Genomic DNA, 15,994 nt, shown 5'->3' with positions numbered 1-15,994 from the left:
ACATGCACCCTTAATTTTCTATTATCTGTCCATCAGTTGAAATAACTATAACCTGCCACGGGATTAACTTGTCACTATTTCTAAGAGCTGTTTTAACAGCATTCACTATACCGCTACAGCAAGGCACTTCCATTCTTACTACCGTTAGTGATTTGATAGTATTCATTTTTAGTATTGCAGTTAACTTTTCGCTGTAATCAATATCGTCTAATTTAGAACATCCAATAAGAGTTATTTTATTTTTCATAAACTCATTATGAAAATTGCCATAGGAAAATGCAGTGCAGTCAGCCGCAATAAGCAAGTTAGCATTGTCAAAATAAGGTGCATTAGGAGGCACTAATTTTATCTGTATTGGCCACTGGTTAAGGTGTGTTTTAGCAAAACTATCCTCAATATTGTTATTTGCACCAGTATCATTTTTAATTGATTTTAAACGTGTACCAGGGCATCCCTTAAACGTTTCTTTGGCTTCCTCCATATTTTTCTTAACAGCATTTTCATCAAAGGGAAGTGTCTCACGTTCTTCAAAAGTAATTGCCCCTGTTGGACATACTGGTAGACAGTTTCCAAGTCCATCGCAGTAATCCTCTCTTAAAAGTTTTGCTTTTCCATCTACAATTCCTATTGCCCCTTCATGACAGGCAGATACACATAATCCACAACCATTGCATTTATCTTCGTTTATTTTAATCATTTGTCTAATCATATTAAAACTCCTTTCATTTGATTTTCTAATTATAGTATAGTAAAATAAAACAAAAGAATCTGTTGCATTTGCAACGAAGGGAGAAAATATGATAAATTATAGTGTATTAAAGAAAAACAATCTTTTTAAAGATATTGAAGTAGAGAGCTTAGAAAAAATACTCTCCTGCTTGTCTGCAAAAGTTTCTTTTTATAAAAGAGATGAATTTATATATATGGCAGGTGAAAATGTTTATTTTATAGGGATAATAATGAAGGGAAAAGTGGTGATTTTAAAAGAGGATGAAAACGGGAACAGAAATATTCTTTCTGAAGTTTCACTAGGTGAAATGTTTGGAGAAGCCTTAGCTTGTGCAGAAATAGAAAAAACTTCTGTATCTGTTCAAGGAGTGGAAGACAGTGAGGTCTTATTAATTGATTATAAAAAAATAATAAAAACATGTTCTTCGGCCTGTGTTTTTCATACAAAGTTAATAGAAAACATGCTAAAAATACTTGCAATGAAAACAATAATGCTTAACCAAAAAATAGAAATTGTTTCCAAAAGAACTATTAGAGAAAAGCTTATAACATTTTTAGCAGCTCAAAAAGATATAGATAATTCTAATGTATTTACTATACCTTATAATAGAGAACAGCTTTCTGATTATTTATATGTAGATAGAAGTGCTATGTCAAGAGAACTTGGCAAAATGCGTGATGAAGGACTAATTAATTTTAATAAGAGTAGGTTTGAAATTATACACCTGTAGGTGCCTTAATATAAGCTGAAGTAAGCAAAAAAATGACTTACATATAGAGGCATTGAAGGATAAAACGTGTAAAAGCTGGTATTGATTTTTATTTATTTATGTGTTAATATATATTTATCGAAATGCTATATATCATGGATTGATTTTCTCAAAACAACCCTCCTTTAATTTATTGGAGCGAGAAGTTAAGAATTATCCGATCCAAAATAAATTAAGGAGGTATTTAATATGGCAGATAAAATGTTGAAATGTAAAGATTGTGATGCTGAATTTGTTTTCAGCGAAGGAGAACAGGAGTTTTATAAGGAAAAAGGTTTTGATAATGAACCTCAAAGGTGTCCAGATTGTAGAAGGGCAAGAAAACAACAAAGAAATAACAGATCATATGGTAATAGATGGTAAAAACAAAAGAAGAAAGTACGTTTTCTTTTTACATTGTTCTAAAACTCCACCTTGTATAAGGTGGAGTTCGTCTTAATGGCTAAGAAAGTGCATTGCTTTCTGGCATCAAAAAAGTCTACCGAAAGGTAGTACTTTAAAGGATTACCCTAGCCTTAAATCGGCGAAGCCGATTTTTTTATAATCTTTAGGTGAACTAAAAATTCGATGTTTGGCTAAAACTAAATCAATTCAAAGTAGTTAAATGCAAAGATGTTATAAAAACTTTTCTTTTGTAAAATATTATAGTATGTGGATATATGTTATCTATATTTATTATATATACCCATAGTATGTTAGGTGCGTATTATTTAAGTGAATGAAAATATAGAAAAAACATTGCAAAACTAGTATGTTATCTATATTGACAAATATTTAACAATGTGTTATTCTAAGATTGATAAATATTTAACAATACTGTGTGCTTAAGAGAAATTTGTTATGAAAGGATGGTTTTAAAATGGCAACACAAAAGGAGAATAAGACTAATACTAACGATATGATAACTAAACTTGTGGAGAACGGTAAGAAAGCACTTAAAGAGTATATAAAATTTGATCAGGAGAAAGTCGATAAAATTGTACATGCTATGACTATTGCAGGTCTTAATGATCATATGCGCCTGGCAAAATTAGCTGTTGAGGAAACTGGAAGAGGTGTTTTTGAAGACAAGGTAATAAAAAATATATTTTCTACTGAATATATCTGGCACAGTATAAAAAATGAAAAGACAGTTGGAATAATTGCAGAAAATGACATGGAAGGATTTGTAGAAGTTGCTGAACCAGTGGGAATAATTGCAGGAGTTACCCCCGTAACAAACCCAACTTCGACAACTATGTTTAAGTCCCTTATATCGGCAAAGACAAGAAATCCTATTATATTTGCATTTCACCCATCTGCTCAAAAATGCTCTTTAGAAGCTGCAAAAACTCTTAGAGATGCAGCGGTTGAAAGTGGAGCACCGGAGCATTGTATACAGTGGATTGAAGTGCCTTCTATTGAAGCGACTAACGCACTTATGAATGATCCAGGAGTGTCATTAATTCTTGCAACAGGTGGTTCAGGAATGGTTCATTCAGCATATAGCTGTGGAAAGCCTGCTTTAGGTGTAGGTCCTGGAAATGTACCCTGCTATATAAACAAAAAGGTAGACATAGAGAGAGCGTGTACAGATCTTATTTTATCAAAGACATTTGACAATGGAATGATATGTGCCTCTGAACAGGCAGTTATTGTAGATAAAGATATAAAGTCTGAATTTGAAAACATAATGAAAAAGTATTCCTGTTACTTTTTAAATGAAAAGGAAACAGAAAAGGTTACTAAATATGTAATAAATATGACCAAGATGAGTATTAATCCTGAAGTGGTTGGTAAAAGTGCAGTAGAAATTGCTAAGAATGCAGGGATAAATGTTCCAGATGATACAAAACTACTTATTGCAAAACTACCAAAACCTTCGACGGAATTTCCGCTCTCTATTGAAAAACTCTCTCCAGTTCTTGCATATTTTGTAGTCAAGGACTCAAATGAAGGATTTGAATATGCACAAGGCATGTTAAGATTAGGAGGATTAGGTCACTCTGCAGTTATTCACTCAGATGATTCAGAGTTATGCAAGGCATATGGTGAGGCAATGAAGGTTGGAAGGGTAATAGCAAATTCGCCTTCTTCTCAAGGTGCAATTGGTGATATATATAATACAAATACACCATCATTGACACTTGGATGTGGTTCTTATGGCAGAAATTCTACTACATCAAATGTGTCCACTGTTAATTTAATTAACAAAAAGAGAATTGCAAAGAGGAGGACGAATATGCAATGGTTTAAAATTCCACCTAAAATATATTTTGAAAATGGTTCAATACAGTATCTTGAAAGTATGCCTGATATAACCCGAGCGTTTATTGTAACAGATCCTGTTATGATTAAACTAGGATATGTAAAAAAAGCTTTATATTACCTTAGAAAACGTGAAATATACTGCCACAGTGAAATATTTTCAGATGTTGAGCCTGATCCTTCCGTTGAAACAATTATGCGTGGTGTGGAGGAGATGAAAAACTTTAAACCTGATGTAGTTATTGCACTTGGAGGAGGTTCTGTAATTGATGCTGCTAAAGGCATGTGGCTGTTTTATGAACATCCTGAAACATCTTTTGATGGACTTAAATTGAAGTTTCTTGATATAAGAAAACGTGCTTTTCAGTACCCTAACCTTGGAGAAAAAACAAAACTTGTGACAATACCTACTACTTCTGGTACAGGGTCTGAGGTGACATCATTTTCGGTAATTACTGACAAGCAAAATGGAAATGTTAAATATCCTCTTGCAGATTATGAATTAACTCCAGATGTAGCTATAATAGATCCACAGTTTGTTATGACCATGCCAAAAAGCATAACTGCAGATACAGGTATGGATGTATTGACACATGCAATTGAAGCATATGTTTCAGTACTTTCTTCTGACTTTACAGATGGATTGGCTATGAAGGCAATTGAACTTGTGTTTGAATATTTGCCACGTTCCTATAAGGATCCTACTGACAGCATTGCCCGTGAAAAAATGCACAATGCATCATGTATAGCAGGTATGGCTTTTACCAATTCGTTTCTTGGCATAAATCATTCACTTGCCCATAAGCTTGGAGGGGAATTTAATATTCCTCATGGAAGAGCAAATGCTGTACTGTTACCACATGTAATTGAGTACAATGCAAAAAAACCTTCTAAATTTGCTACCTTCCCTAAGTATGGGAAATATATAGCTGATAAAAGATATGCTCAAATTTCACGTTATCTTAACTTAGGAGGAAAGACAGAGGAAGAACAGATAAAGAGTTTCATTGAGGCAATAAAGAATCTTATGAAGAATCTTAATATGCCTTTGACTATTGGGGAATGTGGTGTAAATGAAGCTGAATTTTCATCAAAACTTTCTAATTTGGCAGAGCGTGCCTTTGAAGATCAGTGTACCACTGCAAATCCGAGATATCCTCTTATTGAGGAGTTAGTTGAAATATACAAAAAAGCATATTATGGAAAATAATTACGTTTTTAAGCAATATAATTTATATAGATTCATCCTTATAGTTGGCTTCACCTTTTAGAAGGTGGGGCTATTTTTTAATGCCTAAGAAAGTGTATTGCTTTCTGGCATCAAAAAAACGCGAAGATTAACAACTAAGTAAGAGTAATGTTACAAGATTTTTGATGTGTTTTCCAAAAGGAAAACGGAGTAATAGCTTAAGATATAGGTAGTTATCTATTTTTAACTAACCTATTTTACTTTGTATATTCTAACATGTGTAAAAAAATGTTGTATTGTTATTTTTACAAAGCTCAAAAAAATCTATAAAAATTGGATAAATTTAAAGGAGTTTTTATATTAAATGTAGAAGTATTTTGTTAGTAATGCCGTAGAAATAATTTCGCCAAATTTATGTTAATGTAAAAAAGCTTTCCTTGAGAGAATATTTTTGTTACCAACTCAATGTTAACAGATGTGCTTTGTTGTAAAAGTTTTCTTATAATGAATATCAAAAAAATATTTAAAATATCTAATAGCACCACACCTAATAAAAGGAGGAAGCATATGAACATTAAAAAAGTATTTACTAACCTGCCAAAACATTTTAGACACATAAAAATACTTGGGTACATAAAAACAAAATTGGAAAAAATAGACATAAAAAGTCTAACTACAACTATGGCGATTGCTTTTATATCAGTTAGTGCAATTGTTCTCTTGGTAAATTCAGGTATTAATATTTACATTAATTATATTAGTAACAGCAGACTTGTAGAAAGTGAACAACATATTATTGCAGATGATGCTGTAAATCAAGTTAGAGGATTTGTTAACCAAAGGATAGATATGATGTCGGCTATAACGCTTGTAAGCGACCTGACAGAAGAAGATGAAGAAAGTCAAAGACAGGTGATGAGTAGACTTCTTAATGTTGAAAGCTCATTTAGACAGTTGGCTTTATTAGACAATCAAGGTAATGAACTTAGTAGAGTTTCACGACTATCGTCAACAGCAGAGGGGCAACTTACAGAAGAGAATAAAAAAGATTTGTTTTCTGGTTTGAGTAATAGGGATTTTTATATAAGCTCTGGTTTTATAGATGAAAATTCTTTTGAACCAATTATGCTTATAACAACACCAATAAAAGATGTTTTTGGAGATTTAAATGGTGCATTGGTTGCAGAAATAAATGTAAGCTATATGTGGGATGTGGTAGCTTCGATGGAGATAGGGAATGAAGGGATAGCTTATGTAGTAGACAGAGAAGGGAGTCTAATTGCCTTTGAAAATGAAAGTCGTGTAATAAGAGGAGAGAACCTTTTAGATATAGGTTTAGTTTCTCAGTTTGCAGATGGCAAAGATGCTGAATATGATGGAATAATCAGTGGTAGGGGAACTGGGATTTCAGGTATAAATTCAGTAATTACATATGTGCCTTTAGGAGAACCAGATTGGGCAGTTATGGTTGAAATACCTGTTTCAGAAGCAAATGCTCCAATAGTTAGAAATGTTCGGATATCAATAATTGCAATATTTTTAGGATTAGCACTTGCATTTTTGGTAGGGATTTTTATATCAAAGAGAATTACCAAACCGATTATAGAACTTAGAGATGCCACAAAAATAGTTAGCAAGGGTGATTTAGATGCAAAAATTAATGTTAATTCAAAAAATGAAATAGGTGAATTGTCTGCAAATTTTAATGATATGGTTTCAAGTATCAGCACTATTATAAGAGATATTAAAAAGGCATTAAGTGTAATAATGGATCAGAGTATATCTTTAAAAGAGAGTTCAAATAAGTCTACAGAAGCAGCAAAGTCAGTTGTAATTGCTATGGAACAAATTAGTTCGGGAACAGAAGAGCAGGCTTCCGAAGCTGAAAAAACATCTGAACAGACTCATAATCTTGGGCAAGAGATAGATTTTGCCGTATCTAAAGCGGTAGAAGTAGAGAAAATTACAGAGTCTACAAAGAATTTAAGTATTAACTCTAAAAGTGCAGTTGAATTGTTGACTAAAAAGACAAAAGAGACAGATGAAATAACAAAAGAATATACAGAAGATGCAAAAAAACTCAATGAAAGCATGGAGAAAATTCAAAGCATTACAAATACCATAAGTGCTATTACGAAAAAGACAAACTTGTTATCATTAAATGCAACAATTGAAGCAGCTAAAGCAGGAGATGCAGGACAGGGGTTTTCTGTAATTGCGAAGGAGATAAATAATCTATCTACTCAATCTAAAGAGTCAGCAAAAATGATAAAGCCTATTTTAAATGAAATAAGGCTTCAGACAAGGACTTCTATAGATACATCTGAACGAGCTCACAAAATTATGGAAGAGCAAATGCAGGCAGTTTATTCGACACAAAATGCATTTGATGAAATAATTTCTTCTATGGATAATGTTATAGAAAAAATTATAGAATTAAACAATGTAATAAATAAAATAGAAGATGTCAAAACAAAAACAATTAATTCAGTAATAACTATTAGCAGTGTTTCAGAGCAAACAGCGGCATCAACTGAAGAAGTTACAGCAGCTTCAGAAGAGCAAAGAACAATTGCAGAACAGGTTAGTGGATTTGCTCAAAACCTGTTTGATATGGGAACAAAGCTTGTAAAAACTACTAGTGTATTTAAAACCAAAAAGGAGTAAAAACTTAAATTTACACTAAAACTCGTTTAGTTTTAGCTAAGATTGAAATAAGTGGGGCTGTTGCACTAAGAAATTAGTGTGCGGCTTTTTTTATGTAAAAAGTGAACTCGTTTAGCTAAAGCTAAACATCGAGGTTTCAGGTGCATACACAATTACACCTGAAGATTTATAAGAGGAATTCCACTTTATAGAATGTGGAGTCTTAGAATAAGGTAAATCACTAACTTCGAAAAGCCAAGGATGTATGGTAAAATATTTGTATGCAAAAATAAAAAAGTCGGCTTCGCCGATTTAAGGCTAGGGTAATCCTTTAAAGTACTGCCTTTCGGTAGACTTTTTTGATGCCAGAAAGCAATGTACTTTCTTAGCCATTAAAAAAGAGCCGTTGCACAGTCATTTATTTAATGCTTGTGCAACAGCCCTTTTGTTTTCTATTCTGTTATCTGATAATTTCTTCAGCTTCGTTTAAAACGTTTTCAGGAACATCTAGTCCCTGCTCTTGTATTTCCTTATAGTTGATTTGTATAAAGCTTTCATCTGAAATAACTGGCATTGTGGATACATCTTCGCCCTGTAGAATTCTATCTGCTAAACCTGCAGCTCTTTGACCGGTAACATATTCGTTAATATTTACTCCAAAAAGTGATGAATAACCTTCAAATTCCATAAGAGCACCACCCATAGGAATTTCATGTCTGTTTGCAAAAGTAATCATTGTAAGGAAAGTATCCGGATTTACGGCAAACATTTCAGCTATTGAAACTATTGCATCAAAGTCAAGTTCATCTTGACTATCATACTCATTAAAAATATCTTCTAAATCCTGGGGAGTTTTTGCAGGTGCTTCTATTAGAGTTACCCCAAATTCTTCAGCTGCAGCAGGAAGTTCTTCCAATTGAGGATAACAAACAGGGTACTCAGAACTATATGGCAACAATATACGTTTTGCATCAGGTACAATTTCAGTCATAATTTCAAGGCGCTTAATTGCCAAATCAGGACCGGGATAGCGAACTCCTGTCAAATTTCCACCAGGCTCACGGACACTTTCTACAAGGTCAGTACCTTCGATATTTGTAACTCCAAAAACAACAGGTATATCTGTTCCTTCAGTAACTTCTTGTAATACAATAGCCGCTTCAGTAGGATAACAAAAGACCAAGTCAACCTCATCTTCTACAAATTTTTCTGAAAAATTCTTATATTCCTCCATGTCAGATTCTGTACTAAGTATCTGATATTCAATATTTTCTCCTTCTACATAACCTAGTTTTTCCAATTCATCTTTAAAGCCATCTGCGGCAGCGGCAAGATAGCTAAGTCCTGATAAAATACCAACACGATAATTTCCACTTACAGCATCTCCGCTTGAAGCATCTCCACTTGAAGTATCTTCACCTTTAGCGTCCCCGCTACTGCATCCAATAAAAGATGCAATCATTATAAATACCATAGATAGAACCAAAAGCTGCTTTGCAAATTTTAAAAATTTCTTTGACTTCATAAATAAACACCTCTTTTTTAATTTTATTTTTTAGCATAATTTAGTTCAAATTAGCTTCCCTACAGCATTTAAAAAATGCACACTTTAGTTTAAAAGTTAAATTTCAACTTTTAAACTTGGGCAGAAAAGGTAGAAAGCTAAGTTTGTAATTAATATATCGGAAAATGGTAAAATAAACTTAAATTATTATTGGAATAATATTTCTTGCATGGTGTTAATTCTAAAATTTATTATATAGCTTGTTTATGTTTTAGAGTTTTGTGGTAATATAAACAATAATAATATAAGTGCTTAATAATATAAATAATAAAAAAAGAGAGGATGGTTTTAAAATGGATTATTTGCAAGAACTTTTGAACTCTTTTGAGGATTTACTTCCCTCAGTAGTAACTGCTATTCTTTTATTAATTGTTGCTTATTTAGTAGCTGTAATTGCTAAGAAAATAGTGATGAAGGGTCTAAAGTTATTAAAATTAGAAAGGTACACAGATAAGTTAGGGATAGTTGATGAAGTAACAGGAAGCTCCTTAGAATTTATAGGTAAATTAGTTTTTGTAATTGTATTTTTAATGTTTTTACCTGCGGTGTTAGATAATTTAAATATGCAAAATGTTTCAAATACTATTACAGGTTTGGTTTCTCAATTTGTAGATTTCATACCTAATATTTTGGCAGCTATACTTATATTAGTGTTTGGTGCATTTATAGCAAAAATAATTAGACAGATTATAACACCTATGTTAAAAAGGCTTAATATTGACAAGCTTCAAGAAAAAGCAGGTGTGGGAGATAAAGATAGTGTTACATTTTCCACAATGATTTCTTATGTTGTCTATGTAATAATTTTAATTCCAGTAATTATTGCGGCACTTCAAGTGCTTAATATAACAGCAATATCTGAGCCAGCTACATCTGTACTGGATACGATATTTACTATTATTCCTCAAGTTATAATCGCTCTTGCCTTAATTATAATAGGAACATATGTGGCAAAAATTACAGGAAAACTACTATCCAACCTTCTTTCAAGTGTTGGGGCAGATGCAGTTACTAAAAGAATTACAAGTGCAGACAATTCAAAGTTGAATGATTTTTCACTTTCTAAGACAGTTGGGGAAGTTGTAAGGTATATTATAGTGCTGTTATTTGTCGTTCAAGCAATTAATATTATTAATTTAGATGTATTGCAGTCAGTTGGTGAAGCAATAATAGCATACCTTCCATTTGTTATTAGTGCTATTATTATAATGGGTGTAGCTATTTTCTTTGCTGCATGGGTGGAAGGATTTATGAAGAAAAAATATCCTGATGCTAATTTGACAACTTTAATTGTAAAGTATGCAATTATTGTAGTTGCAATATTTATGACACTTATACAACTTGACATTGCTACATCAATTGTAAATGCTGCCTTTATTATTGTACTGGGGGCTTTAGCAATTGCATTTGCCATTTCCTTTGGTATTGGAGGACGTGAGTTTGCTGCAAAAACAATGGAAAAATTAAGCCAGAACGAAAAGGGGCCTGGTAAAAGATAACACAAAAAACATTAAAAAATAGTATATCACATATTATGTGATATACTATTTTTTTAATTGCTGTAATTTAAAACGTAGTCTAATACTATATGAGCATTTTTAATTTTCATTATGTCATCTTCTTCGTCTTCTTTAGGTAGCCTTATAGTAAAATAAAAATCTTCTGGAAATCCCATATCTAAAAGAAACTGCATATACTTTACTGGAAGAGCATAAACCTTTGGCTCGTTTGTATCTAGAGGATCTGCCACTACTTCAGGGTGCTTGCTGATGTCAATATTGTACTCATCTACATACTGGTCAAGTGGTTCAAAAAAGTAATTATCAATAAATGGTTCGAGAGTTTCGATATCCATTATAAGAATATGGGAAATACCTATACCCAATTCTATTTCAATACGAGGTCCGGCCAATGGCATGAGCAAAATCTCTGCATCTTCTTCATCATCTTTATCTATTTTGTGTATTATAGATTCAAGGACACTTTGGGATTCTTCAAGATTTTGCAAAGCGAAGCCATGATTTTCTATAACATATCCAATTTCCAAGTCAGGGTTACTACCAGTGTTAAACCTAAACCCCAAGATTATGAATGTAAGTGCAAATATAGCAACAAATACTTTAACCTTATGATAATACCAAAAATTTTCTATTTTTTTTATATCCATAATATTAAGTGATTCCCCTTTCTATAGAAAAATTATATCACTTATTTATTCTACATTAATTTATTAAAAATTCCTATAGGTATTTTTAATATAATTATAGGAATTTATAAAAACTTTAGTTTTTGTAAATTCCCAGGATGGTTATTTTAAATGGGGTCAGAATATGAAAGAAACATTGTAGTGAAAGTTTTAGAGTCTTTTAACACAACGAGGGCAGAGAAATTATTGACAATGGGATTTTTCTTAATCAGTTTAAGGTTTTTGGGTAATATACAAAAGATAGGTATAAATAATGGTCATACAAGAAAGAATTAACAATAAGGCAAACTGATTCATTTCTCTGTCCCTTTCGAGGGACTTTTTTTCTTTTATTTTGACTGGTACAAAATTAAATGTGTATTGCTTATTGCAGAGGGTAATAGTTATATATATAATATATGCATTGAAGGGAAGTGTTAATATGGCTGAATCTGAAAATATAAAAAAAATAGATTTTAAAATCGAAGGTATGTCTTGTAGCAGTTGTGCTGCTAGGGTACAAAAAAAGCTTGAATCATTAGAGGGGGTTATTAATGCAAATGTAAACATAGCTACTGAAAAGGGAGTGGCAGAGTATAAAGAAGGAGAAATTGATATACAAAATATTATCAAGGCGGTAGAAGATGCAGGATATAAAGCAATATTAGATGAAGAAAAAAATATTAAAAAAGTTACTTTTAAAATTAATGGTATGTCTTGTACATCTTGTGCAAAGAATATAGAAAAAACTTTAAGTAAAATTGAAGGAATTAAATCAACGATTATAAATTTTGCTGCAGAAAAAATAACAGTTGAGTATAATCACAAAAGGTTAAGACTTATTGATATACAGAAAAAAGTTACGGATATAGGTTATGAACTTGTTTTAGAAGAAGATAAAGATGATGAAATAAATGATGAATATGAAATGAAAAAAACAAAAAGAAAAATGCAGATATCTATTGCTCTATCTGGTGCTATTATGCTGTTGATGATGGTAAATATGTTTGTCGCAGACATACCGGGGTATCTTCTAATTATCTTAATACTTGGATTCCCAATTGTATTTGGAACTGGATGGCATGTTCATGTTGGGAGTTTTAAAGCCCTTAGAAACAAGAGTCCTAATATGGATGTTTTAGTTACACTAGGATCTTTACCTCCCTATTTAATTGGGTTGATGGGATTTTTTACTCAAGTACAAACCTTTGTTGAAATGGCTGCGACCATTATGTCATTTCACTTGGTTGGAAAGTACCTGGAAGTTAGAGCAAAGGGAAGAGCCTCACAAGCCATTAAGAAACTTATTCAAATGGGAGCTAAAAGGGCAAAAATTTTAGTGGATGGAAAGGAAATAGAGATACCTGTAAAAGATTTGCAGGTAGGAGATATTATGATGGTGCGTCCTGGAGAGAAGATTCCTACAGATGGTGTTGTTATTGACGGCAGTAGTTTAGTTGATGAGTCTATGGCAACAGGGGAGTCCGTACCTGTAAAAAGGGAAAAGGGTCATGAAGTTATTGGCGCAACTGTAAATAAACAGGGATTTTTGAAAGTGCAAGTCACTAAAATAGGAAAAGATACTTTTTTGTCACAGGTTGTAAAAATGGTAGAAGAGTGTCAAGGTTCAAAAGTGCCAATACAGGAATTTTCTGACCGTATCACTGGATATTTTGTTCCAGCAATAATTATTATTGCAATAGGTACATTTATTTCATATAATTTATTTTCACAGTTCCATTTAAATGTTGTAGAGTGGGGGGCGACTTTTCTTCCTTGGATAAACCCAGAGCTTGAACCACTTATCTTAGCGTTTATTACAGCTACTGCTGTTTTGGTGATATCCTGCCCATGTGCCCTAGGATTGGGAACACCAACGGCTTTAATGGTGGGCAGTGGTATGGGAGCAGAGAGAGGGATTTTGATACGAAATGGTGAAGCAATACAGACTTTTAAGGATGTAAAGTCAATTGCATTTGATAAAACTGGAACTATTACAAAGGGAAAACCAGAAGTAACTGACCTAGTTGCGGCAGACGGTGTGGAAGAAAAAAGTATTCTTTACTATGCAGGTACAATAGAAAAAGTATCAGAGCATCCTTTAGCTTACTCTATCTTGGGAAAAGCAGGGAATGAAGAAATTAATTTGGGAAAAGTAAGTGATTTTAAAGCAATTGTTGGTATGGGGGTAACTGGTATTATAGATGGAGAAAAAGTGTTTGCAGGAAATAGAAAGTTGATGAACGAAAATAAAATTTCTTATGAGATGTATGAAGAAGAATTAATTAGGTTGGAAGAAGAGGCAAAGACAGCCATAATGGTTGCTAGGGGAAACCAACTATTAGGAATTGTAGCGGTGTCAGATCCTGTAAAAGAGGATTCTTTAAAGGCAATATCAGAGCTAGAAAGCATGGGAATTAAGACAGCTATGATTACAGGAGATAATAAAAGGACTGCTGATGCTATAGCTAAAAAAACAGGAATCAGTCACGTGATTTCCGAAGTGTTGCCGGATGGCAAGGTGGAAGAAATCCTAAAACTGCAACAACAATATGATGTGGTAGCTATGGTGGGGGATGGTATTAATGATGCACCTGCATTGAAGCAGTCCAATGTTGGAATTGCAATAGGTACCGGTACGGATATTGCTATCGAAGCTGCAGATGTTACCTTAGTAAGAGGAGAGTTAAGTGATATCGTATCTTCTATCAAGTTATCCAGAGCTATTTTTAGAAAAATTAAAGAAAATTATTTTTGGGCATGGTTTTACAATGCTGTGGCAATACCTGTAGCTGTTTTGGGTTTGTTGCATCCAATGATTGGTGCTGCAGCTATGGCAGTAAGCTCCTTAAATGTAGTTTATAACTCACTGAGGTTGAAAAAGGTGAATATTGAACCAAGCTTAAAGAATTCATAAATTGAAGATGTTTGTTATAATAATTTCTTAAAAAATGCTTATACTATTTTTTTAAGAAATTTTTTTATCTGGAATTACATAAAATCATATAGTGAAGTAATACCTTAAAGAAGGGAAAAGGTAAATGGCAAAACGTTTCCATACATTTAAAAAACCTATAAAACTTAAAGATTTAAAAAAAACAAAAAAAAGAAATACACAAAGTAAACAAGATAATAAAAATTCTTTAGACAATAAAGAACTGTCAGAGTGTTTAGAGGGAAATTTTAAAGATTTAAAAGTTATGTTTAAGGATTGTTTTGATGTTGAATTTAGAGAATTTACACTGGGGCAAAATAAATCTAGGTGTATTTTGGCATATATTCAGGAAATTGTTGATACAGACAATATAAACGAAAACTTTCTTCACTCTCTTATGCTAGATTCAGAAGATGAATATATATCAGAAGATGAAGAAAGTATTATGAACACAATTAAAAATAAATCCATTACAATAGGTGGAATAAAAAAAATTACTTTATTAAAAGAAGCAGTAAAGGATATTTTAGATGGAAACTGTGTTTTTTTAATTTCCAATTCCTCTATTGCACTTTCCTTAAGTACACAAAACTGGAATCACAGGTCAATTGAAGAACCTGTTACAGAGTCTGTGGTAAGAGGGCCTTTAGAAGGTTTTACAGAAGCCATAAGTGTAAATATTTCACAGATTAGAAAGAGGCTAAAAACACATAATCTTAAAATGGAAAATATGGAAATAGGGAGACTTAGTAGAACCCAAGTAGTAATATCATATATAAATGGAATTGCCGATGAGGGGATCATAAACGAAGTAAAGGAGCGACTTGAAAGAGTTGATGTGGATTCAATTAATGATAGTGGAGAAATAGAACAATTTATTGAAGACAGTCCATTTTCCCCATTCCCACAAATCTCCTATACTGAAAGGCCGGATATTGTATCTGCTTCCCTGTCTGAAGGACAAATTGTAGTTTTAGTGGATGGCTCCCCAATTGTTCTTATACTTCCAGCTGTGTTGGCACATTTTTTAAGTTCTCCTGAGGACTATTATACTAGGTTTTATTTTGGCACTTTCATAAGAGTGCTAAGATATATTGCTTTTGGGATAGCACTTTTTCTACCTTCTATATATGTAGCCATGACAACCTACCATCAGGAAATGATACCAATGCCACTTCTTACAACTCTTATTGCTGTAAGAGCTGCTGTTCCATTTCCAGCTGTGGTAGAAGCATTTATGATGGAGTTTACATTTGAAGTTTTAAGAGAGGCAGGAATAAGGCTTCCAAAACCTATAGGACAGGCTGTAAGCATAGTTGGTGCACTTATATTAGGAGAACTTGCAGTAAGTGTGGGTATAGTATCTAATGCAATGGTTATAATTGTTGCTTTTACAGGAATTTCATCATTTGTAATACCTAAATATAATCAATCTATATCAATAAGACTATTAAGATTTCCATTGATGATTCTTGCAGGCAGCCTTGGTCTTTTTGGCATAATTATAGGGTTTTTGTTTATTCTTATACATTTAGCATCCATAAGGTCATTTGGAGTTCCTTATCTTTCTCCATTTGCTCCAATTTCTTTATCTGACTGGAAAGATACCTTAGTAAGATTTCCAACTTGGTTTATGACAAAAAGGCCTAGATTTATGAACAAAAAGAATTTAAAGAAAATGAAAAAAAATTTAAGACCAAAGCCAAATACAAATAATTAACAGGTGGTT

General features: G+C 32.6%; 11 protein-coding genes. 8 read left to right on the top strand and 3 right to left on the bottom strand.

All coding sequences use genetic code 11. The features are described 5' to 3' along the window. Window positions 1–10: 10 nt before the first annotated feature. Window positions 11–709, bottom strand: a complete 699-nt coding sequence (locus RBH29_RS03960) for an ATP-binding protein (protein ID WP_306695306.1) — start codon at window positions 707–709, stop codon at window positions 11–13. 88 nt (window positions 710–797) lie between these two features. On the opposite strand from RBH29_RS03960, the gene RBH29_RS03955 reads away from it, so the two are divergent. From RBH29_RS03955 to RBH29_RS03940, 4 genes are all read left to right on the top strand, one after another. Next, entirely contained in the window at window positions 798–1,460 is a 663-nt protein-coding gene (locus RBH29_RS03955; RefSeq protein WP_306695304.1) for a Crp/Fnr family transcriptional regulator, read from the top strand. A 228-nt stretch (window positions 1,461–1,688) separates the two neighbouring features. Further along, on the top strand, window positions 1,689–1,862 hold the full coding sequence (locus RBH29_RS03950; RefSeq protein WP_306695302.1) for a zinc-ribbon domain-containing protein: 174 nt from the start codon (window positions 1,689–1,691) through the stop codon (window positions 1,860–1,862). Window positions 1,863–2,358: 496 nt separating this feature from the next. After that, complete coding sequence (gene adhE / locus RBH29_RS03945) at window positions 2,359–4,956, top strand: bifunctional acetaldehyde-CoA/alcohol dehydrogenase (RefSeq protein WP_306695301.1); 2,598 nt, start codon at window positions 2,359–2,361, stop codon at window positions 4,954–4,956. Between the two features lie 546 nt (window positions 4,957–5,502). Next, entirely contained in the window at window positions 5,503–7,602 is a 2,100-nt protein-coding gene (locus RBH29_RS03940; RefSeq protein WP_306695300.1) for a methyl-accepting chemotaxis protein, read from the top strand. 439 nt (window positions 7,603–8,041) lie between these two features. Here RBH29_RS03940 and RBH29_RS03935 read toward each other — a convergent pair whose 3' ends face one another. Continuing rightward, entirely contained in the window at window positions 8,042–9,106 is a 1,065-nt protein-coding gene (locus tag RBH29_RS03935) for an ABC transporter substrate-binding protein (protein WP_306695298.1), read from the bottom strand. A gap of 332 nt (window positions 9,107–9,438) precedes the next feature. Between RBH29_RS03935 and RBH29_RS03930 the strand changes: the two genes are divergently transcribed. Then, complete coding sequence (locus RBH29_RS03930) at window positions 9,439–10,644, top strand: mechanosensitive ion channel (protein WP_306695297.1); 1,206 nt, start codon at window positions 9,439–9,441, stop codon at window positions 10,642–10,644. Between the two features lie 53 nt (window positions 10,645–10,697). Here RBH29_RS03930 and RBH29_RS03925 read toward each other — a convergent pair whose 3' ends face one another. Beyond that, window positions 10,698–11,312 carry a hypothetical protein gene (locus RBH29_RS03925; protein WP_306695296.1) on the bottom strand — a complete coding sequence of 205 codons (615 nt, stop codon included), beginning with the start codon at window positions 11,310–11,312 and terminating at the stop codon, window positions 10,698–10,700. Window positions 11,313–11,462: 150 nt separating this feature from the next. Between RBH29_RS03925 and RBH29_RS03920 the strand changes: the two genes are divergently transcribed. From RBH29_RS03920 to RBH29_RS03910, 3 genes are all read left to right on the top strand, one after another. Beyond that, window positions 11,463–11,627: a hypothetical protein gene (locus RBH29_RS03920; protein ID WP_306695294.1), complete on the top strand. Its 165-nt coding sequence runs from the start codon at window positions 11,463–11,465 to the stop codon at window positions 11,625–11,627. A gap of 145 nt (window positions 11,628–11,772) precedes the next feature. Next, window positions 11,773–14,247, top strand: a complete 2,475-nt coding sequence (locus RBH29_RS03915) for a heavy metal translocating P-type ATPase (protein WP_306695292.1) — start codon at window positions 11,773–11,775, stop codon at window positions 14,245–14,247. A gap of 124 nt (window positions 14,248–14,371) precedes the next feature. Beyond that, window positions 14,372–15,985, top strand: coding sequence for a spore germination protein (locus RBH29_RS03910; RefSeq protein WP_306695291.1), 1,614 nt, complete (start codon window positions 14,372–14,374; stop codon window positions 15,983–15,985). The last annotated feature ends 9 nt before the right edge of the window (window positions 15,986–15,994 follow it).

Source organism: Herbivorax alkaliphila (assembly GCF_030848475.1).
Classification (GTDB): Bacteria; Bacillota; Clostridia; order Acetivibrionales; family Acetivibrionaceae; genus Herbivorax.
This window is presented reverse-complemented; position numbering and strand designations above follow the sequence as displayed.

What these genes read in the sequence shown, in the direction of transcription:
- RBH29_RS03935 (WP_306695298.1), bottom strand. Translation starts at nt 9,106, where the DNA reads ATGAAGTCAAAGAAATTTTTAAAATTTGCAAAGCAGCTTTTGGTTCTA.
- RBH29_RS03940 (WP_306695300.1), top strand. Translation starts at nt 5,503, where the DNA reads ATGAACATTAAAAAAGTATTTACTAACCTGCCAAAACATTTTAGACAC.
- RBH29_RS03910 (WP_306695291.1), top strand. Translation starts at nt 14,372, where the DNA reads ATGGCAAAACGTTTCCATACATTTAAAAAACCTATAAAACTTAAAGAT.
- RBH29_RS03955 (WP_306695304.1), top strand. Translation starts at nt 798, where the DNA reads ATGATAAATTATAGTGTATTAAAGAAAAACAATCTTTTTAAAGATATT.
- RBH29_RS03920 (WP_306695294.1), top strand. Translation starts at nt 11,463, where the DNA reads ATGGGGTCAGAATATGAAAGAAACATTGTAGTGAAAGTTTTAGAGTCT.
- RBH29_RS03950 (WP_306695302.1), top strand. Translation starts at nt 1,689, where the DNA reads ATGGCAGATAAAATGTTGAAATGTAAAGATTGTGATGCTGAATTTGTT.
- RBH29_RS03960 (WP_306695306.1), bottom strand. Translation starts at nt 709, where the DNA reads ATGATTAGACAAATGATTAAAATAAACGAAGATAAATGCAATGGTTGT.
- adhE (WP_306695301.1), top strand. Translation starts at nt 2,359, where the DNA reads ATGGCAACACAAAAGGAGAATAAGACTAATACTAACGATATGATAACT.
- RBH29_RS03925 (WP_306695296.1), bottom strand. Translation starts at nt 11,312, where the DNA reads ATGGATATAAAAAAAATAGAAAATTTTTGGTATTATCATAAGGTTAAA.
- RBH29_RS03930 (WP_306695297.1), top strand. Translation starts at nt 9,439, where the DNA reads ATGGATTATTTGCAAGAACTTTTGAACTCTTTTGAGGATTTACTTCCC.
- RBH29_RS03915 (WP_306695292.1), top strand. Translation starts at nt 11,773, where the DNA reads ATGGCTGAATCTGAAAATATAAAAAAAATAGATTTTAAAATCGAAGGT.